This window comes from Pseudomonas bubulae, from assembly GCF_900618535.1.
In the GTDB taxonomy this organism is placed as follows: domain Bacteria; phylum Pseudomonadota; class Gammaproteobacteria; order Pseudomonadales; family Pseudomonadaceae; genus Aquipseudomonas; species Aquipseudomonas bubulae.
Genome location: NZ_UYJA01000003.1, coordinates 345,599 through 367,414 on the forward strand (window position 1 = coordinate 345,599; position 21,816 = coordinate 367,414).

23 protein-coding genes and 1 tRNA gene are annotated in these 21,816 nt (G+C 58.4%); 10 read left to right on the plus strand and 14 right to left on the minus strand.

The window, feature by feature from the left end; genetic code table 11:
- Positions 1 to 1,200 precede the first annotated feature (1,200 nt).
- The gene (locus PPTH39_RS12595) at positions 1,201 to 1,470 is read left to right on the plus strand and encodes a short-chain dehydrogenase (protein WP_130872025.1); all 270 of its coding nucleotides are present in this window, start codon (positions 1,201 to 1,203) and stop codon (positions 1,468 to 1,470) included.
- A gap of 530 nt (positions 1,471 to 2,000) precedes the next feature.
- Here PPTH39_RS12595 and PPTH39_RS12605 read toward each other — a convergent pair.
- The gene (locus PPTH39_RS12605) at positions 2,001 to 2,792 is read right to left on the minus strand and encodes a lysophospholipid acyltransferase family protein (RefSeq protein ID WP_130872027.1); all 792 of its coding nucleotides are present in this window, start codon (positions 2,790 to 2,792) and stop codon (positions 2,001 to 2,003) included.
- Positions 2,792 to 3,547, minus strand: a complete 756-nt coding sequence (gene olsB, locus PPTH39_RS12610; protein ID WP_095001338.1) for an L-ornithine N(alpha)-acyltransferase — start codon at positions 3,545 to 3,547, stop codon at positions 2,792 to 2,794. Before olsB ends, PPTH39_RS12605 begins: the two co-directional genes overlap by 1 nt.
- Before the next feature lie 237 nt (positions 3,548 to 3,784).
- On the opposite strand from olsB, the gene PPTH39_RS12615 reads away from it, so the two are divergent.
- The 3 genes from PPTH39_RS12615 to PPTH39_RS12625 all read left to right on the plus strand — a co-directional run bounded on the left by PPTH39_RS12615 (position 3,785) and on the right by PPTH39_RS12625 (position 6,272).
- Positions 3,785 to 4,375 carry a YceI family protein gene (locus tag PPTH39_RS12615; RefSeq protein ID WP_130872028.1) on the plus strand — a complete coding sequence of 197 codons (591 nt, stop codon included), beginning with the start codon at positions 3,785 to 3,787 and terminating at the stop codon, positions 4,373 to 4,375.
- A 1-nt stretch (position 4,376) separates the two neighbouring features.
- Complete coding sequence (locus tag PPTH39_RS12620) at positions 4,377 to 5,534, plus strand: phospholipase D-like domain-containing protein (RefSeq protein WP_095001340.1); 1,158 nt, start codon at positions 4,377 to 4,379, stop codon at positions 5,532 to 5,534.
- Between the two features lie 102 nt (positions 5,535 to 5,636).
- Positions 5,637 to 6,272: a LysE family translocator gene (locus PPTH39_RS12625; protein WP_095001341.1), complete on the plus strand. Its 636-nt coding sequence runs from the start codon at positions 5,637 to 5,639 to the stop codon at positions 6,270 to 6,272.
- A 137-nt stretch (positions 6,273 to 6,409) separates the two neighbouring features.
- On the opposite strand, the gene PPTH39_RS12630 is transcribed toward PPTH39_RS12625, so the two are convergent.
- The 4 genes from PPTH39_RS12630 to PPTH39_RS12645 form a co-directional block, all read right to left on the minus strand.
- A tRNA-Gly gene (locus tag PPTH39_RS12630) sits at positions 6,410 to 6,483 on the minus strand.
- 106 nt (positions 6,484 to 6,589) lie between these two features.
- Positions 6,590 to 7,444: an alpha/beta fold hydrolase gene (locus PPTH39_RS12635; RefSeq protein WP_169916950.1), complete on the minus strand. Its 855-nt coding sequence runs from the start codon at positions 7,442 to 7,444 to the stop codon at positions 6,590 to 6,592.
- An 87-nt stretch (positions 7,445 to 7,531) separates the two neighbouring features.
- Positions 7,532 to 8,242 (minus strand): pseudouridine synthase, encoded by a 711-nt coding sequence (locus PPTH39_RS12640; protein ID WP_130872029.1) that lies wholly within the window; start codon positions 8,240 to 8,242, stop codon positions 7,532 to 7,534.
- 33 nt (positions 8,243 to 8,275) lie between these two features.
- Positions 8,276 to 8,497, minus strand: coding sequence for a cysteine-rich CWC family protein (locus tag PPTH39_RS12645; RefSeq protein ID WP_095001344.1), 222 nt, complete (start codon positions 8,495 to 8,497; stop codon positions 8,276 to 8,278).
- A 250-nt stretch (positions 8,498 to 8,747) separates the two neighbouring features.
- On the opposite strand from PPTH39_RS12645, the gene PPTH39_RS12650 reads away from it, so the two are divergent.
- Positions 8,748 to 9,185: a DUF3757 domain-containing protein gene (locus PPTH39_RS12650; RefSeq protein WP_130872030.1), complete on the plus strand. Its 438-nt coding sequence runs from the start codon at positions 8,748 to 8,750 to the stop codon at positions 9,183 to 9,185.
- 302 nt (positions 9,186 to 9,487) lie between these two features.
- Here PPTH39_RS12650 and PPTH39_RS12655 read toward each other — a convergent pair whose 3' ends face one another.
- Entirely contained in the window at positions 9,488 to 9,865 is a 378-nt protein-coding gene (locus PPTH39_RS12655; protein WP_130872031.1) for a hypothetical protein, read from the minus strand.
- A 130-nt stretch (positions 9,866 to 9,995) separates the two neighbouring features.
- On the opposite strand from PPTH39_RS12655, the gene ung reads away from it, so the two are divergent.
- Positions 9,996 to 10,688: a uracil-DNA glycosylase gene (gene ung / locus PPTH39_RS12660; protein WP_095001347.1), complete on the plus strand. Its 693-nt coding sequence runs from the start codon at positions 9,996 to 9,998 to the stop codon at positions 10,686 to 10,688.
- Between the two features lie 60 nt (positions 10,689 to 10,748).
- Here ung and PPTH39_RS12665 read toward each other — a convergent pair whose 3' ends face one another.
- From PPTH39_RS12665 to PPTH39_RS12680, 4 genes are read right to left on the minus strand one after another with little or no spacing between them, the layout of a single operon-like run.
- Positions 10,749 to 11,792, minus strand: a complete 1,044-nt coding sequence (locus PPTH39_RS12665) for an AbrB family transcriptional regulator (RefSeq protein WP_130872032.1) — start codon at positions 11,790 to 11,792, stop codon at positions 10,749 to 10,751.
- The gene (locus PPTH39_RS12670) at positions 11,785 to 13,299 is read right to left on the minus strand and encodes a tripartite tricarboxylate transporter permease (RefSeq protein ID WP_130872033.1); all 1,515 of its coding nucleotides are present in this window, start codon (positions 13,297 to 13,299) and stop codon (positions 11,785 to 11,787) included. The genes PPTH39_RS12665 and PPTH39_RS12670 overlap by 8 nt, the downstream gene beginning before the upstream one ends.
- Position 13,300: 1 nt before the next feature.
- A complete protein-coding gene (locus PPTH39_RS12675) occupies positions 13,301 to 13,759 on the minus strand; it encodes a tripartite tricarboxylate transporter TctB family protein (protein WP_095001350.1) in 459 nt (152 codons plus the stop codon).
- Positions 13,760 to 13,816: 57 nt separating this feature from the next.
- A complete protein-coding gene (locus PPTH39_RS12680) occupies positions 13,817 to 14,794 on the minus strand; it encodes a Bug family tripartite tricarboxylate transporter substrate binding protein (RefSeq protein ID WP_095001351.1) in 978 nt (325 codons plus the stop codon).
- A 424-nt stretch (positions 14,795 to 15,218) separates the two neighbouring features.
- Between PPTH39_RS12680 and PPTH39_RS12685 the strand changes: the two genes are divergently transcribed.
- Together PPTH39_RS12685 and PPTH39_RS12690 are read left to right on the plus strand one after the other, a co-directional pair.
- On the plus strand, positions 15,219 to 15,890 hold the full coding sequence (locus PPTH39_RS12685; protein WP_095001352.1) for a response regulator: 672 nt from the start codon (positions 15,219 to 15,221) through the stop codon (positions 15,888 to 15,890).
- Entirely contained in the window at positions 15,883 to 17,277 is a 1,395-nt protein-coding gene (locus PPTH39_RS12690; RefSeq protein ID WP_095001353.1) for a sensor histidine kinase, read from the plus strand. Before PPTH39_RS12685 ends, PPTH39_RS12690 begins: the two co-directional genes overlap by 8 nt.
- 153 nt (positions 17,278 to 17,430) lie before the next feature.
- On the opposite strand, the gene PPTH39_RS12700 is transcribed toward PPTH39_RS12690, so the two are convergent.
- Complete coding sequence (locus PPTH39_RS12700) at positions 17,431 to 18,234, minus strand: HDOD domain-containing protein (protein WP_095001354.1); 804 nt, start codon at positions 18,232 to 18,234, stop codon at positions 17,431 to 17,433.
- Between the two features lie 32 nt (positions 18,235 to 18,266).
- Positions 18,267 to 19,211: a CAF17-like 4Fe-4S cluster assembly/insertion protein YgfZ gene (gene ygfZ / locus PPTH39_RS12705; protein ID WP_095001355.1), complete on the minus strand. Its 945-nt coding sequence runs from the start codon at positions 19,209 to 19,211 to the stop codon at positions 18,267 to 18,269.
- Between the two features lie 148 nt (positions 19,212 to 19,359).
- Here ygfZ and PPTH39_RS12710 point away from each other — a divergent pair, with 148 nt between their 5' ends.
- Both PPTH39_RS12710 and PPTH39_RS12715 read left to right on the plus strand, forming a co-directional pair.
- Positions 19,360 to 19,614, plus strand: a complete 255-nt coding sequence (locus PPTH39_RS12710; protein ID WP_048363403.1) for an FAD assembly factor SdhE — start codon at positions 19,360 to 19,362, stop codon at positions 19,612 to 19,614.
- Positions 19,598 to 20,050, plus strand: coding sequence for a protein YgfX (locus PPTH39_RS12715; protein ID WP_095027212.1), 453 nt, complete (start codon positions 19,598 to 19,600; stop codon positions 20,048 to 20,050). The genes PPTH39_RS12710 and PPTH39_RS12715 overlap by 17 nt, the downstream gene beginning before the upstream one ends.
- Here the strand turns inward: PPTH39_RS12715 and nadB are convergent.
- Positions 20,019 to 21,635: an L-aspartate oxidase gene (nadB, locus tag PPTH39_RS12720; RefSeq protein ID WP_095024516.1), complete on the minus strand. Its 1,617-nt coding sequence runs from the start codon at positions 21,633 to 21,635 to the stop codon at positions 20,019 to 20,021. The two genes, PPTH39_RS12715 and nadB, sit on opposite strands and share 32 nt — an antisense overlap.
- Between the last annotated feature and the right edge of the window lie 181 nt (positions 21,636 to 21,816).

The window sequence follows — 21,816 nt, forward strand, 5'->3', positions numbered from 1 at the left end:
CCTGCTCCGTGGGCCCGCCGCCACGGGCCATCCATGGCCCATCGCGGCTCTCCCGGCATCCATGCCGGTCGACCCACTCCCCATAACCTCCTCTCGGCCTCCCGAAGGGGCGGGCAGATCAAAAGCACTGTGTCCCGAGGCGGCCGACCGACCGGCCGGCCTGTTCGGTTCGCGTGTACTGCGCAATCTCTGTAGATACTCTGTTGCAGGTCAAGCCCTATTGTGGGAGCGAGCCTGCTCGCGTACGTCCTTCGCGAGCAGGCTCGCTCCCACAGTTGCAGTGTTCCTGTAGCAGCTGACGAGGAACGAAGGCTGCGTTCGGCGTGATGCGGCACTCCGACGAAGTCGTCGCAAAATCAGGCAATGGGTTGTGTCAGTTACACCAGGTTCTCAGGGTTTACGGCTGTTTGATCTTGTTTGTTTAACTGGAGCGTTGAGTACATATCCGGCATTCATGTCTAACTGGGATATTGGTTTCGCTCTTACAGCGAGTCACTTTTTCCAGACGCCGAAAAAGTAACCAAAAAGGCTTGCCCCGGCGTACGGCCTTCGCTGCGCTCAGGTTCCCTCGCTCCGGTCCTGCTCCGTGGGCCCGCCGCCACGGGCCATCCTTGGCCCATCGCGGCTCTCCCGGCATCCATGCCGGTCGACCCACTCCACAGAACCTCCTCTCGGCCTCCCGAAGGGGCGGGCAGATCAAAAGCACTGCGTCCCGAGGCGGCCGACCGGCCGGCCTGTTCGGTTCGCGTGTACTGCGCAATCTCTGTAGATACTCTGTTGCAGGTCAAGCCCTATTTGTGGGAGCGAGCCTGCTCGCGAACGACCTTCGCGAGCAGGCTCGCTCCCACAGTTGCAGTGTTCCTCGGCAGCGACTACAGAAACTACAAGCTCACGTTTTTTCGGGATTTTTCTCACAGGTTTGCCAATTGCTGGGGCGAGGGGACGACGCTTATAGTCGGTGTTCGCCGATAAGGCGGCCGGGTTTGGCGACTTGGAACATTTTCAGAAATATGTGCAATTGCTATATAAGACAGAGCGTGTATTTATACGCGCTGTGCTTTATGGCAGCTGTGCGTGGGAGATCTTCGGGTCTGCCGGGTTCTGGGAATGACCGGTTCGCCAACCCGCGTACAGCGGCCACTTGTTTTTGTTTGGCGACGAAAACGGCTGGCTAAAACATATAGCATCTGAGGTTTATCCATGACTCATTCCCAGTTCATCCCTCTTACTGCCATCGATTGCACCATCCCTGTTTTATTGATCGACCGCAACGCGCCCCTCGACGTACTTCACGCCAACGCCGCCGCTCGCGTACTGGCCGTCACCCAACTGATGGAATCGTTTTCCAGTCGGGAAGTGCAAGAGGCTGACTCTGTAGATCTTAGGCATATGGCTACTGTTTCGGCGCAATTGCTGCGTGATGGTTGTGACCTGCTTGATGTGTTGGGCTGGCGGTTGAGGCCTGCTTGATAGCGTTTTTATAACTGATGCATTGAGTACATAACCGATATTCGCGTTAAAAATCGCAGCCTTGTTCCTTCGGCAGTGACGACAGGGGATTGCGCAGTAAATGTGAACCAAACAGGCCGGCCGGTCGGCCGCCTCGGCGTAGTGCTTTTGATCTGCCTGCCCTCCCGGGAGGCCGAGAGGAGGTTCTGAGGAGTGGGTCGACCGGCATGGATGCCGGGAGAGCCGCGATGGGCCATGGATGGCCCGTGGCGGCGGGCCCACGGAGCAGAGCCGGAGCGAGGGAACCTGAGCGCAGCGAAGGCCGTACGATGGGGCGAGGACTTTTTGGTTCCTTTTTGGTCCTTCAAAAAGGGACTCGCCGTAAGGGCGAAACCAATATTTCAGTTAGACGCACATGCCGGATATGTACGCGGTGGGCCAGTTAATGTGCAACGTACCTTTACTGTTGCAACGCGACTTTATCGTCGCACCGTGTCGCCTGCATCGCGAGCAAGCCCGCTCCCACAACATCCCCTTACATGGCTCCCGGCTCAAATCATCGCCCCCACTCTCTCCGGCAGCGGATCTGTTTGCGTCACCGGTGCTGACACCACCCGCCGGATCGCTTCCTGCGCTCTGAACGCCAGCACGGCCCGCTCTTGTGCCTGGCTGGCAATGGGCTCCAGCAGATGAATCTCAACGTCGCTCTGCTCATGGCTAAACAGTCGCAGCAGATGTGAGAGCAAATCGTCATTGCCAATAAACGGCGCTATCGCATCGACCTCGCCATTGCGCAAATAGCGGATGGCTACAGGTTGCAGTGGTACCCGGCTGTCAATGGCCGCCGACAGCAACCGCCCACGAAAGGTACGCACCGAGCACCCATCCGTGGTGGTGCCTTCGGGAAACATCAGCAGGGGTAGCGGCTGTTGCAGGTGACGGGTCATTTGCTCACGAATCACCTGGCTGTCTCCCGCACCACGGCGGATAAACAAACTGCCTGCCTTGGCCGCCAACCACCCGGCCACCGGCCAGCCACGCACCTCGGCTTTGGACAGAAATGACAGCGGGGTCAGTTGCCCCAGCAATGCAATATCGGTCCAGGACACGTGATTGCTCACCCACAGCATCGGCGTTGCCGGGATTTCCCCGACCACGGTGACGCGAAAGGGCAGGGCGCTGCTCAGGCGTGTCATAAAAAACTGCGACCAGCGCTGGCGGCGATCCATTGTGCTGTTCAGGCCCAGGCGCTCCAGCAGCCCGAACATTCCCGCCATGCCCAGCCCCAGACTGACCACCCCGAGCACCCGTGCCACCCGGGCATACCGGCGCAAGCGGCGCATCACACGGCCGCCTTGAAGTGACGCGCATAGCGCGGGCACAGTTCATCACGCTTGAGCAGGATGAAGACGTCGGCCACCTGGAAGTCTTCATCCCAGCAGGGCTCGCCGCAAATCCTCGCGCCCAGGCGCATATAGGCCTTGAGCAGCGGCGGCATTTCCGTGATGACGTTGCTGGGCACTTCCTGCGCCGGCAGCGGATTTTTCGGCTCGGCGCGTAGATGCTCCGTACACAAGTAACGCTCGCGCAGACGCTGCATGATCGCCCGGGCCTGAATGCCACCATCCTGCATCGGGATGCTGGCGCAGCCCATCAGGTAGCGATAATTGCCCTGGTTAAGGACTTCGGCCAGTTCACCCCACAGCACGGCGATGGTGCCACCATTGCGGTAGGCCGGATCGACGCAGGTGCGCCCGATTTCAAGCAGCGGCCCCTGCAGGTTGGCCAACCCGTGAAGGTTGAACTCTTCTTCGCTGTAAAAATGGCCGATACGTTGTGCCGCGCTGTGATCCAGCAGGCGGGTGGTGGCAACCAACTGGCCGCTATTGAGATCGCGTACCCCGATATGTTCGCAATAAGCGTCATAGCCGTCCTCGTCCAGCCCATGTTCGGCGCTTTTGAGTTTGGCCTTCAACTCGTCGCTGAACACACGAAAACGCAGGGTCTGAGCCTCGCGCAATGCCGCGGGGCCGAGCAAACGCTCAGCCTGCAAGCGACGTTCTGGAGCGGTGTCGCGGATACGGGCGATCTGGGACATTGCGAATCTCCGTGCAGGCACTGTGCCCGCTCTGGGTATCTGCCAATCGACTGAGGTGTGCAACTTCAGGCTAAGCAGGTGCAATGTCACCACTGTGACGTTTGGATGATGCTTGTGTGACAGGGGGGCGGGAGGAACTGTCGGTAGCGCCTGACGTCTCAAGAGGGTGAAATAAGTCCTGCCAAAACCGCTCGCCGGGTTTAATGTTCACCCACGTTTATTGGTTGATGAGTTTTTATGCTTAAAGCGCTGTTATCTTCTGCCTGTGCCTTGTTGCTGACCCTGGGTGTGAGCCTGTCTGCCCAGGCCAACTGGTACCTGGACGGTGAGTCGTCACGGCTGTCATTTATTACCACGCAAAATGCCAATATCGCCGATGTGCACCGCTTTCTGGTCCTGCATGGCAAGGTTGACCGCAAAGGCCTGGCGCAATTGCGTATCGAGATGGACTCGGTCAACAGCTCAGTGCCACTGCGTGATGAGCGCATGCGTGACGTGTTGTTTGATTTCAAGCACTTCCCGGAAGCGCAGATCAGCGCGCAGATCGACCTGCAACCGATCAATGACCTGGCCTCCGGTGCGCAACTGGAATTGCGCTTGCCGGTAACGGTCAGCTTGCGCGGCAAACAGCACACCTATCAGGCCGAGCTATTGGCCACCCGTCTGGATGAACGACGCTTTCAGGTCGTGACCCTGGAGCCGCTGATGCTGCAAGCCGAAGATTTTGGCCTGCAACCGGAGCTTAAAACCTTGCGCAAACTGGCCGGGCTTTCGGCCATCAGCTTTTCAGTACCGGTGAATGCGGTGCTGATTTTCACGGCCCGTTAAGATGGCCGGCGCAGTGTTTGGCTGGCGCAGTGACAATAGTTTTGAGTTGCTGATCGACGGGCCGCAGTTTTTCCCGCGCATGCTGGCCGTCATTGAACAGGCTCAGGAGCAGATCGATCTGGAGTTGTATCTGGTTGAGGCCGGTGACTGTGCCGAAACCATCGTCCAGGCCCTGGAACAGGCGGCCTGGCGCGAGGTGCGGGTGCGTTGCCTGTTTGACGCCTACGGAAGTCTGGGATTGGGCCCGGCGTTGCGCCGCAGGCTGATCGAAGCCGGGGTTGAGCTGCGGCATTACAACCCGCTGAGCTGGCGCCGTGGCCTCAACAATCTGTATCGCGATCATCGCAAGCTGTTGTTGGTGGATCAGCAATTGGCTGTGGTGGGTGGCACCGGCGTCACCGATGAGTTCTGGCGCCCCACTGAAAACAGCTGCGACTGGCATGAGGTGATGGTGCAGATGCAAGGTCCGCTGGTGCTGGACTGGCAGATGCTGTTTGATCGCCAGTGGCGGGCCAATATCAGCCGCAAGGCCTGGAAACCGGCGACCCACTTCGGCCTGGCGCGCTTGCCCGGTGTGCCCGACGAGGCTGAGGGTATGGGGCGCGTGGCCTACGCCGATGCCCATCAACATCGCGATATCCTGCAATCGCTGGTGCGCGCGATCAACAGCGCCAAGCAGCGTATCTGGCTGGCCACGCCTTACTTTCTGCCGACCTGGAGCGTGCGCCGTTCGCTGCGCCGTGCGGCGGCGCGGGGTGTCGATGTGCGGCTGCTGCTCACCGGGCCGCGCACCGACCACCCTTCGGTGCGCTACGCCGGGCACCGTTATTACCCGCGGCTGCTCAAATCCGGAGTGCAGATACTGGAATATCAGCCCTGTTTTCTGCATTTGAAAATGGTCCTGATCGACGATTGGGTCAGCGTTGGCTCATGCAATTTCGACCACTGGAACCTGCGTTTCAACCTTGAAGCCAACCTTGAGGCGCTGGATCCGGCGCTTACCCAGGCGGTGGCGGCCAGCTTTATCGCCGACTTCGCCCAAAGTCAGCCCGTCAGCCTGCAAGACTGGCAATCACGCCCCCTCTGGCGACGGGTGAAGCAGCGCATCTGGGGCTGGGTTGACCGGCTGGTGGTGAATATTTTGGGGCGGCGCCACTGAATTTCGCCCTGCACGCGGTTACTTAAGCGTTGATAACGTGCAAAATCGAGCCACTTCACGGCAGCGGACGAACGTGAGGCATGATTATCTGGAGCGTTTTGCATGACACCTTCGTTGTTATTGGCCGTTCTGGCCTCAGGCTTTATCTATGGGATCACGCCGGGCCCGGGCGTGCTGGCTGTTTTCGGCATTGGCGCTGCCCGTGGGCGACGTGCCGGCGCCGGTTTTCTGTGCGGGCATTTGCTCGGCGATGTGATCTGGTGCAGCACGGCGCTGATTGCCATTGTCGGCGCACGTGAATTTGGCAGCACTGCCTTCAACGTGCTGGGCTTGATTAGCGGCTTGTACCTTTTCTGGCTGGGCCTGCGTGCCGTTCGCGCCCAGGGCAGCAGCAGTGCTCAACAAGGCCCGGCGCGACAGCCGTTTGCCCACGGGATTTTCTTCGGATTGACCAACCCCAAAGCGTATCCGGTGGCAGTGGCGACGTTCACTGCGCTGTTGTCCAGCCGCGCAGAGTTACTGACCTGGGCCATGTTGCCCTGGTTGATCGCGTTGAGCTTTGTGGGTGGGGCGCTGGCCTACATGATTCTGGTGGGTGTTGTTGGCGCCGGCCATGTCAGGGCGCTCTATCAGCGCCATGAGTTACTGATTACCCGGCTGTGCGGGGTGATGTTTATCGGCTTTGCCATCAGTGCGCTGATGCATGCGCTGCCCGGATTGTTACAAGCGATCGTTTGAAATAACGGGCAGGGGGGATGCAGTGTGGACAATGTCATCGGGGATGAAAAAGGGTGGGGTAGGGCTTGGATGGCAATGCAGTTGCAGGATTTTGCTGTGTAGCGAAGCTTTCAAGTGGATTGAAAGCCAGGAAGAAGTGGAGCGGGTGGCGGGAATCGAACCCGCGTGATCAGCTTGGGAAGCTGGAGTAATACCATTATACGACACCCGCTCAGAGCGGCTGACTTTGTACCAGAAGATGGCAGCGATGAGAAGTTTTATTCTTGAAATGTGTTGTTTTAGCAGCTTTTTCGTTCTGCTGATTGCCTCGAGCACCCTCACAACGACAGTGAGGGTGGGTGAGGTCGGGTTGGCTTTAAAAACTCGAGCAGGGCGTTTTTACTGCTGTGGCTGGCGCTCCTGTTTTCCATATCGAGAAAATGCCCGGTGTTTTCCAGGCTGATGAACCGGCTGTTGGCAATCGGCTGGGCAAAGTGCCGGGCGTCGCTGGCCACGGTGTATTCGTCCCATTGGCCATTGATAAACAGCACCGGTATATCGATACCCTGCGTGGCACTGAGAAAGCCTTGCTGATCGTTGTTCAGGACCTGGTCTATATGAAAGTGCATTTGCGCGTATTCATGCTCGGCCAGGCTGCTGACGTGCCTGAAGTTGAAACGCTTGAACAATGGCGGCAAATGCTTGCCCAGTGTGTCGTTGACCAGATTGCCCACCTGAGTGCGGTTGCAAGCTGCCAGGCAATGACGGCCACGCTCCAGGTAATCGCGCATGGCGTCGTTGATCAGCGGCGAAAACGAACTGATCACGGCCTTTTCGATGCGTCGCGGCGCACACGCCAGGGCGGTAAGTGCCGCTGTCCCGCCCCATGAAAATGACAGCAGGTAGTTCGCGTCAAAATGCTCTATCAGCTCCAGCAAAATTTGAGCTTCTATTTCCCTCGTCAGCATCTTCTGATGAGGGTTATGAGGCCTGGAGTTGCCCGCGTAGGGCTGGTCATAGAGAACAACGTTTAAATGCGGGTGGAGGTTTTTCAGGGTCTGGCCAAAGGACGCAGTGGTGGCCATCGAACCATTCACCAGGATGATGGTGTTTAGCGCCGTATCGCAACGATAAAGCTCGGTATGGATACGGTATTGGCCTTGAATGTCGAGCACGGCAATTTCGGGCTTCATCATGGCGTCAGACTCCAGTGAATCGAGCGTCGGTCTGACTGATGGTGCTCTGTGATTGTTACAGAAAGGGGTGGGCCTCGTTGCCGGCTAATTTGCTGGAGAGGGTTGGAATTGCACAACTTCCTGCTCGCTCAGCGCCCGGTACTCGCCGGGGGCCAGCAGGCTGTCGAGCACCAAGGGGCCGATGCTTTCGCGGTGCAGGCGCACGACCTTGTTGTTGAAGAAGCCAAACATGCGTTTGACCTGATGATAACGGCCCTCAACGATGCTCAGGCGGGCACTACAAGGGCCAAGCAGTTCCAGCCCGGCGGGCTGCGTGGTCAGGTCTTCAAAAGCGAAATAGACGCCCTCACGAAATTTGCTGATATACGCGTCGGTAATTTCCTGCTCGGTCTCGACGTAATACACCTTGGGCATCTTGGTCTCGGGCTGAGTGACATGACGCGACCATTGGCCGTCATTGGTAATCAGCATCAACCCGCTGGTGTTGAAGTCCAGCCGACCTGCGATATGCAGGTCGTGTTTGTCCGGCTCATCCAGCAAGTCGATCACCGTAGGATGTTCCGCATCCTGGGTGGCGCTTACACATCCGGGTGGCTTGTGCAGCATGAAGTAACGCGCCGGTTTGCCTGCCTGCAAGATTTGCCCGTCGAACTCAACCTGGCTGAATGCCCGGATTTCGTGACGTGGATCGCAGATAACCTGCCCATCAACCTGGATACGCTTCTCTATCAGGAGCAAACGTACTTGCTGGCGGTTGAACTGGGGGCGGTTGCTCAGAAAACGGTCTAAACGCATAGCGATCAATCACAAGGAATTCATGCGCGTATCTTACGTGAGGCTCTGCGCCCTTGCAGGCGGCAATTGACTTGCAACGTTCGCGCAACGTGGGCACAGGCAGGCGAGGTCACGTAGCTCAAGTGGTAATGCCTGTATGACCTTGGGATCAATATTGACGGTATGGCACCAGCAGGATTGAGCCGCGATATCCGGGCTGGCCATGGCGCAGTCGTTTCGAGCGCCGCATGCTGGGCACAGGTCAGGGGTGGTCATTTCAGCATGTCCATGGAATTTGTTGATGGCTTGATAATAATCCTTACAAGGGTAGGAAAACGATCGTTATTTATAATCAGTGTGGAGGTTGGCTCTTTTTGATTAGGTGCTGAGGATAAAGAAGATCGCACGTATCCTCAGGAAATTCCCTACATAATAACCTGTTGTTAAATAATAATGTCCGTTTAGGATTGGGGGGGCGGCAAGTTGCTTGTCGTGAACAATTTTCAGTATTTGATTGGGGGCGTATATGAAATACGTGTACTTGTTGTGTGTGATGTTGTTTTATTCTTCGGTTTCTTTAGCCAGTGTGGTTGAAAGTTGTCCGCGTGCTGAAACCGTGACGCTCAGAAATGGTATCTATACGGCGCCAGCCAATGCTTCCGCAGCTGAATGGATCGCTGTGGCAAGCGCCCCGACAGCGTCACCGTTGCAAACATTCGAAGCCGCTGTTTTTTATCCAGCCAATAACGAGGCAGGGTCTACGGGGCGGATCGGGTATTGCGAGTACAGGGCGGCGGACAGGTCACTTCTGAACTTGCATTATAATAATCCGGATGCTTCCGGTGACGCCATGACTCTGGTGGAGGCTAGAAACTGGAAGATGTATACCAGCGGGTTTGGGCTGGCTTTTTATGAGTGCAACTCATCTGACACCAATGGGTGCTCGTTTTCGGTACGGAATTGATTTGCGTGTCCGGTAATGCCTTATCCAGCTGATGCGGCCAGGCAGGGAGTCTGGCTGACTACTCTGCATGGCTGTGGGGTGTGAATTCGAGAGTGTTTGGTTGGTTTCTTAGATATTGAATGAAGTGTGCGCGGTTTTTTATATCTTCCGATGGGGCGGGAGCACTGTCTTTGGTTTGAGAGGTTTTTATGTATATTCGCGTTATAACTGTTGTTTTAATAAGTGCATCCTTGTCTGCTTGTATAAATTATCCTGTGTATCCCAGGCACCATCAGCGAGCCGACGTGCGTTCCGCCCCACTGTTAAATCAGGGCGTAAATAGCCCTGTGGTCAGGCAAAAAGTTAAGGCGCCGCTTATTCGGCGCGAAAAGCTGAATCAGCAAAGGATCAATAGCCCTGTGCTTGTGCGAGAGGTTCAGGCGCCGCTGATTCAGCGCGAACAGCTGAATCAGCAAGGGGTCAATAGTCCTGTGCTTGTGCGAGAGGTTCAGGCGCCGCTTATTCAGCGCGAACAGCTGAATCAGCAAGGGATCAATAGTCCTGTGCTTGTGCGAGAGGTTCAGGCGCCGCTGATTCAGCGCGAACAGCTGAATCATCAAGGGATTAATAGCCCTGTGCTTGTGCAAGAGGTTCAGGCACCCCTCATTCAGTATTAAAGGTTCAGCAAGATCAGCGTTCACGGTCGAACCGGCAATGACCCCGGCACAAGCACCTGACCCGCTTGCATGGCGCCGGACGCGACGGATGGGGATGTTGACAACAGGGACGGGGTTTTCTAGTGTCCGCCCCATTGTTTCTCAGGACTTACCCATGACCCCGGATGACCGTATAAAACTTGAACCTGTCTGGAAACAGGCATTGCGTGAGGAGTTCGATAAACCTTACATGGCCGAGCTGCGCGAGTTCCTGCGCCAGGAACATGCGGCCGGAAAAGAGATTTACCCACCGGGTCCGCTTATTTTCAATGCCCTTAACCTGACGCCGCTGGACAAGATCAAGGTGGTCATTCTTGGTCAGGACCCTTATCACGGCCCCGGTCAGGCCCATGGTTTGTGTTTTTCAGTACAGCCCGGTATCCCGACACCGCCGTCGCTGGTCAATATCTATAAAGAGCTCAAGCGTGACCTGAATATTGATATCGCCCCTCACGGCTGCTTGCAACACTGGGCAGAGCAGGGCGTTTTGCTGCTCAATACGACGATGACGGTGGAGCGCGCCAATGCCGCCTCCCATGCCAAGAAGGGCTGGGAGCATTTTACTGACCGGATTATCCAGGTGGTCAGCGAGCAGCAACCCAAGCTGGTGTTCCTGCTGTGGGGCGCCCATGCCCAGAGCAAGCAAAAACTGATCGATGCGACCAAACACCTGGTGCTGACGTCGGTGCATCCATCGCCGCTATCGGCGTATCGGGGCTTTATAGGCAACGGCCACTTCAGCCGAACCAACAAGTTCCTTGAGCAAAACGGCCTGGCTGCGATCGACTGGAAACTGCCACCGGTTTAAGTCATGACTCAGCGGTACAAGGCACACTCAGCGCAATAGCCGGTGTGCCAGCACTTGTTGTCAGGAAGGGTTGGCTTCATCCTGGCGAGCCCAATAGCGGAACAGGGGTTCAGCCAAAAACAGCACGAAGATCAGGCGCATCACCTGCAACGCGGTAACCAAGGGCACTGACAGTTGCAATGTTTCTGCGGTGAGGCTCATTTCTGCAATGCCGCCCGGCATCATCCCCAGGGTCATCGAGCGCAGATCGAGTTGGGTAAGGGCACTCAAGCCCAGTGCGCACAGGCTGGCTATCAACATGGTCAGGGCTGTGCCCAGCAGGGTTTTACCGATAAAAGACGGCGCCCGCCGAAAGAATGCCCGATTGAAATGACAGCCCAGCCCGCTGCCAATCAGCCACTGCCCCATCTGACTGCTGCCGTCTGGCAGGCCTATATGCAAATCCCATAAAATACTCACGCCGGCACTGACCAGCAGCGGCCCGAACAACCACGGGTTTGGCTGGCGCAGGCGTTGCCAGATCCAGGCCAGCAAGGCACCTGCCGGAAACAGCACCGCCAGCCAATAGAAGTTAATTGAGGCAGGGTGTACGGCAGGAGCACCTTCGCCCAGCAGGTACTTGAAGGCTGCCGGAACGCACAGCACAACGGTCAGTACGCGCAGGCTCTGCCCAGCAGCGACGCGGCTCAATACGGCGCCATTGCGTGCGCCGAGGTTGACCATCTCCCCCGAACCGCCGGGCATGCTGGAGAAGAACGCAGTGGCGCGATCCTCACCGCTGCGGCGCATCAGCCATACACCGATCACACTCGACACACTGGTGAGCAGGGCGCCCGCCAGGATCAGCCAGAAATGCGCCAGCACCTGCTCCATCACCACAGGTGTGAAATGCAGGCCGATACCGATGCCCACAATCCACTGCCCGCATTTACGCCCGCCGGGAATCTCGGCCAGTTGCCAGGGTGTCAGGCAACGCACCAGGATGATCGCCAGCAGAGAGCCGACCATCCACGGTAACGGCCAGCCGATCTGGCTGGCGAGGTAGCCGCCAGCCAGGCCGATCAGCGGCGTGCCCCACCAGTGCTTGAGTCCTGAATCAGGCATTGGCCAGGGCGCGACGTTGGGCGCTGCGTTTGCGCCAGATACGTATGACAGGCAGCAACAACATGATTGTCGTCAGTACCCAGACACCCAGGGTGATCGGGCTCGCCCACAGGATATCCAGCGCACCGTTGGATATCGACAGTGCGCGACGCAGGTTCTGCTCCATCAGCCCGCCCAGAATGAACCCCAACAATACCGGAGACAGCGGGAAGTCGAGCTTGCGCAGGATATAGCCGAAGATGCCGATACCGATCATCAGGAACAGATCGAAGGTGGTCGCGTGCACGGCGTATACACCAATGGCCGTGATGATGGCGATTGCGGGCACCAGCGCCCAGTTAGGCACCGACAGAATCCGGGTGAAGATACGGATCATCGGGATGTTGAGGATCACCAGCATGACGTTGGCGATAAACAATGACGCGATCAGACCCCAGACGATATCCGGCTGCTGCTGAAACAACAGCGGGCCGGGGGTGATGTTGTACAGCGAGAGGGCGCCGATCATCACTGCCGTGGTGCCCGAACCCGGCACGCCCAGGGTCAGCATGGGTACCAGCGCCCCACAAGCGGAAGCACCGATTGCGGTTTCGGGGGCCGCCAGACCGCGCATGTCACCCTCGCCGAATTTGCCGGAAGTACCCGCCAGGCGTTTTTCCGTCATATAGGACACGGCGCTGGCCAGTGTGGCACCTGCACCCGGCAGGACGCCCATGATAAAACCGAGCAGCCCGCAACGGATATTCACCGCGAATACCGCAGACGCTTCCTTGAAATTGAACATCATGCGCCCGGTGGCCTTAACCGCTTCCTGGCCGCGATGGGTTTTTTCCAGCAGCAACAGGATTTCGCTGATGGAGAACAACCCCAGTACCAGCACGACAAATTGAATGCCGTCAGTCAGGTGGATGTTGTCGCCGGTGAAGCGGTATACGCCACTGTTGGCATCAATCCCCACGCAGGCCAGAAACAGGCCGATAAGCGCAGCGATAAAGGTTTTGAGCGGACGGTCCCCGGCCATGCCGCCGAGGCAGACAATGGCAAACACCATGAGCACGAAATACTCCGCCGGGCCGAAGGCTATCGCCCACTTGGCCAGTAGCGGAGCAAACAGCACCATGCCGCAGGTGGCGATAAAGGCGCCAATAAATGAGCTCCAGGCCGACAGCGACAACGCCACGCCAGCCAGGCCTTTACGCGCCATCGGGTAGCCGTCGAAGGTGGTCATCACGGTCGAAGCTTCGCCAGGGATGTTCAGCAGGATCGAGCTGATACGCCCGCCGTATTCACAGCCCAGATACACCGCCGCCAGCAGGATCAGCGCCGATTCCGGTGGCAGGCCCAAGGCAAATGCGATGGGGATCAGCAGGGCGACCCCGTTGATTGGGCCAAGCCCCGGCAGCAGGCCGACCACGGTGCCGATCAAGGTGCCGCACAGGGCTGTGACCAGATTGTACGGGCTGAGCGCGACGCCGAAGCCCTGGCCCAAATAGCCGAAAGTATCCATATCAGTCCTCCAGAACGTCGAGCAGGCCAAGCGGCAGCGGAACGTCCATGGCTTTATCAAAGAGTAAATAAAGGCCAACGCTCACCAAGCTGATGATCACGCTGCTGGGCAGCCAGCGACCGCCATACAGACGCGCCAGCGGGATGCCGACCAGGATGCTGCTGAGGATAAAACCGAGAGGTTCGAAGGTGCCGGCGAAGATCAGCAACAGCACGATACACAGGCCGATCTTGGTCAGGGTTTCACGATCCAGTTTGGGGTCATCTTCGCTGTGCACCACGGGGGAGGGGCGAAAGATCATGTAGGCCAGCCCCAATCCCATTAATGCCAGCATCAGCAAAGGGAAAGCGCGAGGACCAACGGGTTCGTAGGAAAAGGCTGCCTGATAAGGCCAGGCCATCGCCGCCAAACCGGCGCAGACAAGCAGCAGGGCCGAAGCAAATACGCGTTGTGCAAGCATGGTTCACTCCTGGGCTGTGCCCCTGGGTGCAAGGGCACAGCCAGTGGTCGGCGGCGGTTACTGGATCAGGCCGAATTCCTGGGCCAGTACTTTGTAGTCAGCCACCTGCTTTTTCACATAGGTGTCCAGCTCCGGGCCGGTCATGGCGAAGGGGAACAGTTCGCGCTGATCACGCAAAGTGGCGAAATCTTCGGAGGCCAGCAGCTTGTCAAAAGCCTCTTTCCACCAGGCGTACTCTGCATCGCTGACTTTTGGCCCCAGGTAGAAGCCGCGTACGACAGGCCAGACAATGTCGTAGCCCTGTTCCTTGGCCGTCGGGATGTCCTTCATCTCCGGCTCATCGAGGCGCTCGTTGGCGAATACGGCGAGCAGGCGCATATCACCGCTCTGGATATGGGGCATGGAGTCGGAAATATCTGTACTGCCTACCTGAATATGGCCACCCAGCAGCGCGGTAGCGATTTCACCGCCACCCTCCAGGGCCACATAACGCAGGTCACGGGGGTTGATCCCGGCGGCCTTGGCGATCAGGGCGGTCTGCATCCAGTCCTGGCTGCCCACGGTGCCGCCTGAGCCAATGACCACTTTGCTCGGGTCTTTTTTCAGGGCCTGAACCAGATCATCGAGATTTTTGTAGGGCGAGTCCTTCTTCACCGCAATGGCCCCGTAGCTGGTGCCGACCGCTGCCAGCCAGCGTACGGCGCTTTCATCGAAGCGGCCGAACTTGCCCTGGGCCAGGTTAAGCAATGAGCCACTGGACCAGGCTACCAGGGTGCCAGCATCGGCCGGGCGCTGGGCGACCACGGCGTTGTAGGCAACAGCCCCCACGCCACCCGGCATGTAGGTCACACGCATGGGTTTGCTCAGCAGCTTCTCGTTGACCAGTGCGCTTTGCGCCAGTTTGCAGGTCAGGTCAAAGCCACCGCCAGGGGACGCCGGGGCAATGCATTCGGGGCGTTTGGGTTCAGCCAGCAGTTGGCCAGTGAAGAGCATGCAGCCGGCCGCAATAGCCAGAGTGCGCAGGGGCAGTTTCATAGTGTCTCCTCAGGAATTTTTGTTTTTATAGAGCAGTTTTTGATTGTGCAAATTCATCGCTGCAGAGCCGATCCTCGGCCGTAGTGAGGGCAGTGTGCAGGCAGCACAAAGCGGCTCGCAGGCGCAGAGGCGCATGGGGCTAGTACGGAAAAAATATAGAGATGGCGGGCTTTTGGCTGATAAGTCAGCATGCAGGTGCTCCATTATTGTTCTTATTGGCGAAAACGCTTCGAGGCGTTTTTCGGGCCGTTATGCAGCGCATGACGGCGACAGGCATTACTGTCAGTCTCGCGATGCTAACCGGCCAACCTTTCGCTAACCTTTCAAAACAGATTCACTGTTTTTGCGCTTCACAGCACTCCTGCCGTCTGTAAACTCCGCGCACAAAAGGCTGCGGCCAGGACAAAAAATCGAGGTAAAACCGATGCGTGTGCTTTTGGTCGAGGATCAGCTACAGCTGGCCGAGAGTGTTGCCCAAGCCCTGAAAGGCACAGGCCTGACCGTGGATGTATTGCATGATGGCGTAGCCGCCGACCTGGCCTTGAGCAGTGAAGAGTATGCCGTGGCAATTCTGGATGTAGGCTTGCCGCGCATGGATGGTTTTGAAGTGCTGGCGCGTTTGCGAGGCCGTGGCAAAACCTTGCCGGTGTTGATGTTGACTGCGCGCAGTGACGTCAAGGACCGGGTTCACGGGCTTAACCTGGGGGCCGATGATTACCTGGCCAAGCCATTTGAGCTGACGGAGCTGGAAGCCCGGGTCAAGGCGCTGCTGCGGCGCAGTGTGCTGGGTGGTGAGCGGCTGCAGCAATGCGGCGCCCTGGTGTACGACCTCGGAACCCGGCGCTTCACCCTTGGTGATGAGCTGCTGGTGCTGACCTCCCGCGAGCAGGCGGTACTGGAAGCGCTGATAGCGCGCCCTGGCAGGGTCATGAGCAAGGAGCAACTGGCCGCTCAGGTGTTTGGCCTGGATGAGGAGGCAAGCCCGGACGCCATCGAGATTTACATTCACCGACTGCGTAAAAAACTCGACGGCCAGGCAGTGGCGATCGTGACGTTCAGGGGCCTGGGGTATTTGCTGGAAGGCCGCGATGTTTAAGCTCGACAGCTTGCGCTGGAGCCTGTTGTGGCACCTTACGCTGTTGCTGGTTGTGTTGATGCTGGCGAGCAGCTTGAGCGCTTACTTCAACGGTCGCGAGGCCGCCGATACGGCGTATGACCGAACCCTGCTGGCATCGGCACGAACCATTGCCGCCGGGCTCTCGCAGCGTGATGGCAGCCTGAGTGCGGATGTGCCCTACGTTGCCCTTGATACCTTTGCCTACGACAGCGCCGGGCGAATCTACTACCAGGTCAATGATATTCATCAGAAGCTGATTTCCGGTTATGAAAATCTGCCCGCGCCGCCAGCTGGCACGCCGCGGACCGATGATTATCCGGCGTTGGCGCGTTTTTATGATGGCACTTATCTCGGCCAGAACGTGCGCGTTGTGAGTTTGCTCAAGGCTGTGAGCGAACCGAGCATGAACGGCATGGCGGAAATTCGTGTGGCCGAGACCGACGAAGCACGGGTGGCCATGGCCCGTAGCTTGATGGCGGACACCTTGCTGCGCCTGGGCATGTTGGGGTTGGGGGCATTACTGGTGGTGTGGTTTGCCGTAAGCGCCGCACTGCGCCCGCTGGAGCGTTTGCGCAGCGCCGTGGAGGAGCGCGAGATGGATGACCTGCGCCCTTTGCCGCTGGTGTCCGTGCAAAGAGAGTTGCGGCCATTGGTGCAGGCACTCAATCATTTTACCGAGCGTTTGCGTGGGCAGTTCGCTCGTCAGGCGCAGTTTATTGCTGACGCTGCCCATGAGTTGCGCACACCTCTGGCAGTCCTCAAGGCCCAGCTTGAATTGGGCTTGCGTGCAAAGGAACCGCAGACCTTGCGCCATACCCTTGAGCAAGCGGCCCAGGGTACGGACCGGTTGACCCATTTGGCCAATCAGTTGCTGTCGCTGGCGCGCATCGAAAACGGCGCCCGGGCTATTGCCGAAGGCGGTGCGCAGTTGCTCGACCTGAGTCAGTTGGCCCGTGAGCTGGGCATGGCCATGGCGCCACTGGCCCATGCCCGCGGGTTTGCCCTGGCGCTTGAGGCCGACCAGCCGGTCTGGCTATACGGTGAGCCTACGTTGCTGCATGAACTGCTGAGCAATCTGGTGGACAACGCCATGGCTCACACACCGGTGGGTGGCAATGTGATTTTGCGCGTGACAGCGCCTGCCGTGCTGGAAGTCGAAGATGATGGTCCGGGCATTCCCCATGAAGATCGCGAACGGGTATTTGAACGCTTCTATCGACGTAATCAGCAGGTGGCCGGGTCGGGGCTGGGGCTGGCGATTGTGGGTGAAATCTGTCGCGCCCACCTTGCCCATATCAGTTTGCATGATGGCGTGCAGGGCGGGTTGAAAGTGCGGGTGAGTTTTGTGCCGGCCAATGGGCGCTAGCCCTGTGACATGGATGGATAAATACCCTGGCCAGTCGACCCGGCGTCAAATCCCCTGTGGGAGCGGGCTTGCCCGCGATTGAATCGATTCGGTGTAACTGACAGACCGCGTCGTCTGCATCGCGAGCAAGCCCGCTCCCACAGATTCAGAGGCTCAGATAAGCATCCAGCGCGCTTCGTGCAGTTGCTCCTGAAACTTCAGGTCATCAGCTTGCACCTTCAACTTCTTGAGCGCGGGCAGGGCGACCAGTGCTTCCATGTCTTGCCCCATAAATACGGTAGCGATTTGCACCAGATCGATGTAGTCGATGGCTTTGGTTTGTCGGGAAAAATCCTGATACTGCCCGGGAATCTTTAGCAGCATTTCCGGAAACTCCCAGCCTGCCAGCAGCTTGTCACCAATCAGCGGGTGAATGCTGTCGATGACGTGGTTAAGCGAAACCGGATCGGAAAGCAGTTCGTTGTGCTCTTCGGCGTAGGTCAGGATGGGCAAGACGCCGATCTGGTGCACCAGGCCGCCCAGTGCCGCCTGGTCAGGCTTGAGCAAGGTATGACGGCGGCACAGGGTGTAGCAGATGCCGGCCACTTCCAGGCTCTGGCGCCATACATCGCGCATTTTCTGCTCGACCACCTCGGAGCGGGCATGGAAAATCTGCTCCATCACCAGCCCGATCGCCAGATTGCTGCTGTAGTTAACCCCCAGGCGGGTGATGGCCGTGTGCAGGTCAGTCACCTCACGGGTGGCACGCAACATCGGGCTGTTGACCACTTTGATCAGTCGGGCTGACAGCGCGGTGTCACGACCTATGACCTTGCTCAAGTTACTGACGCTGATTTCAGGGTTTTCCGCGGCCTTGCGAATGTTTAACGCTACTTCCGGTAGTGTGGGTAGAACCAGGTCATCTCTATCAATGGCCTTAAGCAAGTCCATTTGGACTCTGTGCGCCAGCATGCTCATTTCTCTAGGTACTGCATTTCAATGTGTGGCAATCAACGCTGGATTTCGCGATCGCGGTCCAGTTGATACGGCAGCTCAAGCAGTGAAAGGCCAGGGCCTTGCAGGTCACCCAAGTGAATATCTCCGGCTTGCGCAGCATCGCTGGTCAGCACGGCTAGCAGCTCAACCCCGTTTTCGGCGTTAGCGGCCAGTACCACTTCGCCCACGGAACTGGCGTGGGACGGGGTAAACAGCGGCGTGCCGGGGGCGGGCGCAGCATGCCCCGCCTCAAGGGACAGGCGGTAGAGGTGGCGTTTGAGTTTGCCCAGGTATTGCATGCGCGCAACGATTTCCTGGCCGGTGTAGCAGCCTTTTTTGAAGCTGACACCGCCTACGGCCTGCAGGTTGATCATTTGCGGAATGAACAACTCACGGGTTTGGGCCATGACCTGGCCAATACCGGCGCGAACCTGGCCCAGCAGCCATTGGTTGAGGTCGGCCTCGGGCAGCTGTGCCTTGAGGTGCTGAACGAGGCTTTCAGTCTGTTCGACAGGGGCCCAGAGTTCCGCGCGGCCTTCAGAAGCGCGAATGGCGATCAGGTCGCTGGCGCGGGCAACGCTGTCAGTTTCAGCTGGCAGGTCCAGGCCCAGGCTTTGCAGCACCGAGTCGGCATTTACCAGGCCAAAGCGTACCCAGTTGGCACTGTCATCGGTCAGTTTGGACTTGGAGAACACCGCGTACTTTTTCAGGTCCGCCAACTGCGGTTCAACCAGTTCGCGCGCCATTGCCAGCAGGCAGCCGTTGTCTTGCAGCACGATGCGAAAGCTCGACTGCATACGGCCTTTTTGCGTGCAGCGGGCGCCAAGGCTTGAGCGGGTTTCACTCAAATAGTTGAGGTTGCAGGTCAGCTGCCCTTGCAGAAACTTGCTGGCGTCGTTGCCGATCACAGCAAGGATGCCTTCGTGGTTCAGGGTGCAAAAAAAAGCAGAGTCGGCCATGGGTCATCGCAGTTGAATAAGTCTGGAACACATCATAGAGGTGCGCCCTGCAAATGGGTAGTTCGCAAAGGATGGACGGGGCCGACCAAAGCCGACTGTTCTATGACGGATCGGCCTGTATACTTGCGTTCTATTTGAGGAGCGCTCCATGGTCGAAGATGTTGAACTCAATCGTCTCTACTGGCACAGCCGCCGCGGCATGCTTGAACTTGACGTGTTGCTGGTGCCTTTCGTCAAGGAGGTGTACGCCACCCTTAATGACGTAGACCGCGAATGCTATCGCAAGCTGCTGGAGTGCGAAGACCAGGACATGTTTGGCTGGTTTATGGAGCGCAGCGAGTCCGAGGACCCTGAGCTGCAGCGCATGGTCCGGATGATTCTGGATCGTGTCCAGCCCAAGTAATTATTTTGAATGCCGCTGGCATGCCTCGGGGCAATTGCTGGCGGCGTATCTTGCAGCCCAGTCGCTGGCGCTGATATCTATTTGCCTTCTTTCAATCCCTGCCTGGGCACACCTGCTCGGCGCATTGCTGTGTCTGGCTCACGGGGCCTGGGTGTTGCCAAGGCATATCCGCCTGACCCATGGCAGTGCCATTACCCGGTTGCGTCATGATGTTGATGGCTGGCAGTTGTGGAGTCGTGACCAAGGCTGGCAGGCCGTGCAACTGCGCCGTGACAGCCTGGCGCTACCCCTGGTGGTAGTGGTGCGCTTTCGCTTGCCGGGTGAGCGGCGGGTGCGTGCGGTGTGCATTCCGGCCGCCGCGCTGGCACCGGATCAGCACCGGCGCCTGCGCGTGCGACTGAAGTTCAGTCGGCGTAGGTGGCTGGCACCAGAATAGTGTCCAGCGCTTCGGGGAGCATGTGCGGGTAGTCGAGGGTGTAGTGCAGGCCGCGCGACTCCTTGCGGGTCATGGCACTGCGGATCATCAACTCGGCCACTTGCGCCAGGTTGCGCAACTCGATCAGGTCACGGCTGACCTTGTAGTTGCTGTAGAACTCGTCAATTTCATCCAGCAGCAGGCGCACCCGGTGCTGGGCCCGCTGCAGGCGCTTGTTGGTGCGCACGATGCCCACGTAGTCCCACATAAAGCGCCGTAGCTCATCCCAGTTGTGGGCGATGATTACGTCTTCATCGGAGTCGGTCACCTGGCTGGCATCCCAGCTCGGCAGTGCGACGGGGGCGGCGATTTCGGGCGACTGGGCAAGGATGTCTGCCGCTGCCGACTTGGCGTACACAAAGCACTCGAGCAGCGAGTTGCTGGCCATGCGGTTGGCACCATGCAGGCCGGTGAAGCTGGTTTCGCCGATGGCGTACAGGCCCGGCACATCGGTGTGGCCATGTTCGTCGACCATCACGCCGCCGCAGGTGTAATGCGCCGCAGGTACTACCGGGATGGCCTGTTGAGTGATGTCGATACCAAATGCCAGGCAGCGCTCATATACAGTCGGGAAGTGGGCCTTGATAAAGCTATCGGGCTCATGGCTGATATCCAGGTACACACAATCGATGCCCAGACGCTTCATTTCATGGTCGATGGCCCGGGCGACGATATCCCGCGGGGCCAGTTCGCCCCGCGGGTCGAAGCGATGCATGAAACGCTCGCCGTTGGGCAGCTTGAGGTGCGCGCCTTCGCCCCGCAGGGCTTCAGTGATCAAAAAGCTCTTGGCTTGCGGGTGATAAAGGCAGGTGGGGTGGAACTGGTTGAACTCCAGGTTGGCCACCCGGCAACCCGAGCGCCAGGCCATGGCAATGCCATCACCGCAGGCACCGTCCGGGTTGCTGGTATAGAGGTACACCTTGGCTGCGCCACCGGTTGCCAGAATGGTGAAGCGCGAGCCAAAGGTGTCGACTTCACCCGTGGCACGATCCAGCACATAGGCACCGAGGCAGCGATCACCTTCCAGGCCCAGGCGGCGTTCGGTAATCAGATCGACGGCAACGCGCTGTTCGAGCAGTTCGATATTGGGGCGCTGGCGGGCCTGTTCGAGCAATGTCTTGAAAATCGCCGCGCCGGTGGCGTCGGCCGCATGGATGATGCGCCGGTGGCTGTGCCCGCCTTCTCGGGTGAGGTGGAACTCAAAGCCCTGTTGCTCCGGGTCGATGCTGTCATCGCGGGTGAAGGGTACGCCCTGATCGATCAGCCACTGGATGGCTTCGCGGCTGTGCTCGACGGTAAAGCGTACCGCGTCTTCGTGGCACAGCCCGCCACCGGCATTGAGGGTGTCTTCGACGTGGGACTGCACCGTGTCGGTGTCATCCAGGACAGCGGCGACACCGCCCTGGGCCCAGAACGTCGAACCATTGGCCAGATCGCCTTTGCTCAGCACTGCAATACGCATATGGCTGGGTAACGTGAGCGCAAGGCTCAAGCCGGCAGCGCCGCTGCCAATCACCAGCACATCATGTTGAAAATGTTGGCTCATTCTTCTCACATCCGCAAAAAAACGCCCTCTGGTATCTCTAGTATATAGAGGGGGGGATCGGCACAATGGCCGGGCCTTTATGGCATTGTGAAATTACAGCGGGCGCAAAGTGTGCCTCAGACACGAAGGGTCTGCATGTTGATTTGCACAATTAATCTGCATGCTGGGGCAGTGCTCTGGA

Excerpts from the sequence above, each read along its gene's own strand:
- PPTH39_RS12595 (WP_130872025.1), top strand. The coding sequence starts at position 1,201 with ATGACTCATTCCCAGTTCATCCCTCTTACTGCCATCGATTGCACCATC.
- PPTH39_RS12605 (WP_130872027.1), bottom strand. The coding sequence starts at position 2,792 with ATGCGCCGCTTGCGCCGGTATGCCCGGGTGGCACGGGTGCTCGGGGTG.
- olsB (WP_095001338.1), bottom strand. The coding sequence starts at position 3,547 with ATGTCCCAGATCGCCCGTATCCGCGACACCGCTCCAGAACGTCGCTTG.
- PPTH39_RS12615 (WP_130872028.1), top strand. The coding sequence starts at position 3,785 with ATGCTTAAAGCGCTGTTATCTTCTGCCTGTGCCTTGTTGCTGACCCTG.
- PPTH39_RS12620 (WP_095001340.1), top strand. The coding sequence starts at position 4,377 with ATGGCCGGCGCAGTGTTTGGCTGGCGCAGTGACAATAGTTTTGAGTTG.
- PPTH39_RS12625 (WP_095001341.1), top strand. The coding sequence starts at position 5,637 with ATGACACCTTCGTTGTTATTGGCCGTTCTGGCCTCAGGCTTTATCTAT.
- PPTH39_RS12635 (WP_169916950.1), bottom strand. The coding sequence starts at position 7,444 with ATGAAGCCCGAAATTGCCGTGCTCGACATTCAAGGCCAATACCGTATC.
- PPTH39_RS12640 (WP_130872029.1), bottom strand. The coding sequence starts at position 8,242 with ATGCGTTTAGACCGTTTTCTGAGCAACCGCCCCCAGTTCAACCGCCAG.
- PPTH39_RS12645 (WP_095001344.1), bottom strand. The coding sequence starts at position 8,497 with ATGACCACCCCTGACCTGTGCCCAGCATGCGGCGCTCGAAACGACTGC.
- PPTH39_RS12650 (WP_130872030.1), top strand. The coding sequence starts at position 8,748 with ATGAAATACGTGTACTTGTTGTGTGTGATGTTGTTTTATTCTTCGGTT.
- ung (WP_095001347.1), top strand. The coding sequence starts at position 9,996 with ATGACCCCGGATGACCGTATAAAACTTGAACCTGTCTGGAAACAGGCA.
- PPTH39_RS12665 (WP_130872032.1), bottom strand. The coding sequence starts at position 11,792 with ATGCCTGATTCAGGACTCAAGCACTGGTGGGGCACGCCGCTGATCGGC.
- PPTH39_RS12670 (WP_130872033.1), bottom strand. The coding sequence starts at position 13,299 with ATGGATACTTTCGGCTATTTGGGCCAGGGCTTCGGCGTCGCGCTCAGC.
- PPTH39_RS12675 (WP_095001350.1), bottom strand. The coding sequence starts at position 13,759 with ATGCTTGCACAACGCGTATTTGCTTCGGCCCTGCTGCTTGTCTGCGCC.
- PPTH39_RS12680 (WP_095001351.1), bottom strand. The coding sequence starts at position 14,794 with ATGAAACTGCCCCTGCGCACTCTGGCTATTGCGGCCGGCTGCATGCTC.
- PPTH39_RS12685 (WP_095001352.1), top strand. The coding sequence starts at position 15,219 with ATGCGTGTGCTTTTGGTCGAGGATCAGCTACAGCTGGCCGAGAGTGTT.
- PPTH39_RS12690 (WP_095001353.1), top strand. The coding sequence starts at position 15,883 with ATGTTTAAGCTCGACAGCTTGCGCTGGAGCCTGTTGTGGCACCTTACG.
- PPTH39_RS12700 (WP_095001354.1), bottom strand. The coding sequence starts at position 18,234 with ATGAGCATGCTGGCGCACAGAGTCCAAATGGACTTGCTTAAGGCCATT.
- ygfZ (WP_095001355.1), bottom strand. The coding sequence starts at position 19,211 with ATGGCCGACTCTGCTTTTTTTTGCACCCTGAACCACGAAGGCATCCTT.
- PPTH39_RS12710 (WP_048363403.1), top strand. The coding sequence starts at position 19,360 with ATGGTCGAAGATGTTGAACTCAATCGTCTCTACTGGCACAGCCGCCGC.
- nadB (WP_095024516.1), bottom strand. The coding sequence starts at position 21,635 with ATGAGCCAACATTTTCAACATGATGTGCTGGTGATTGGCAGCGGCGCT.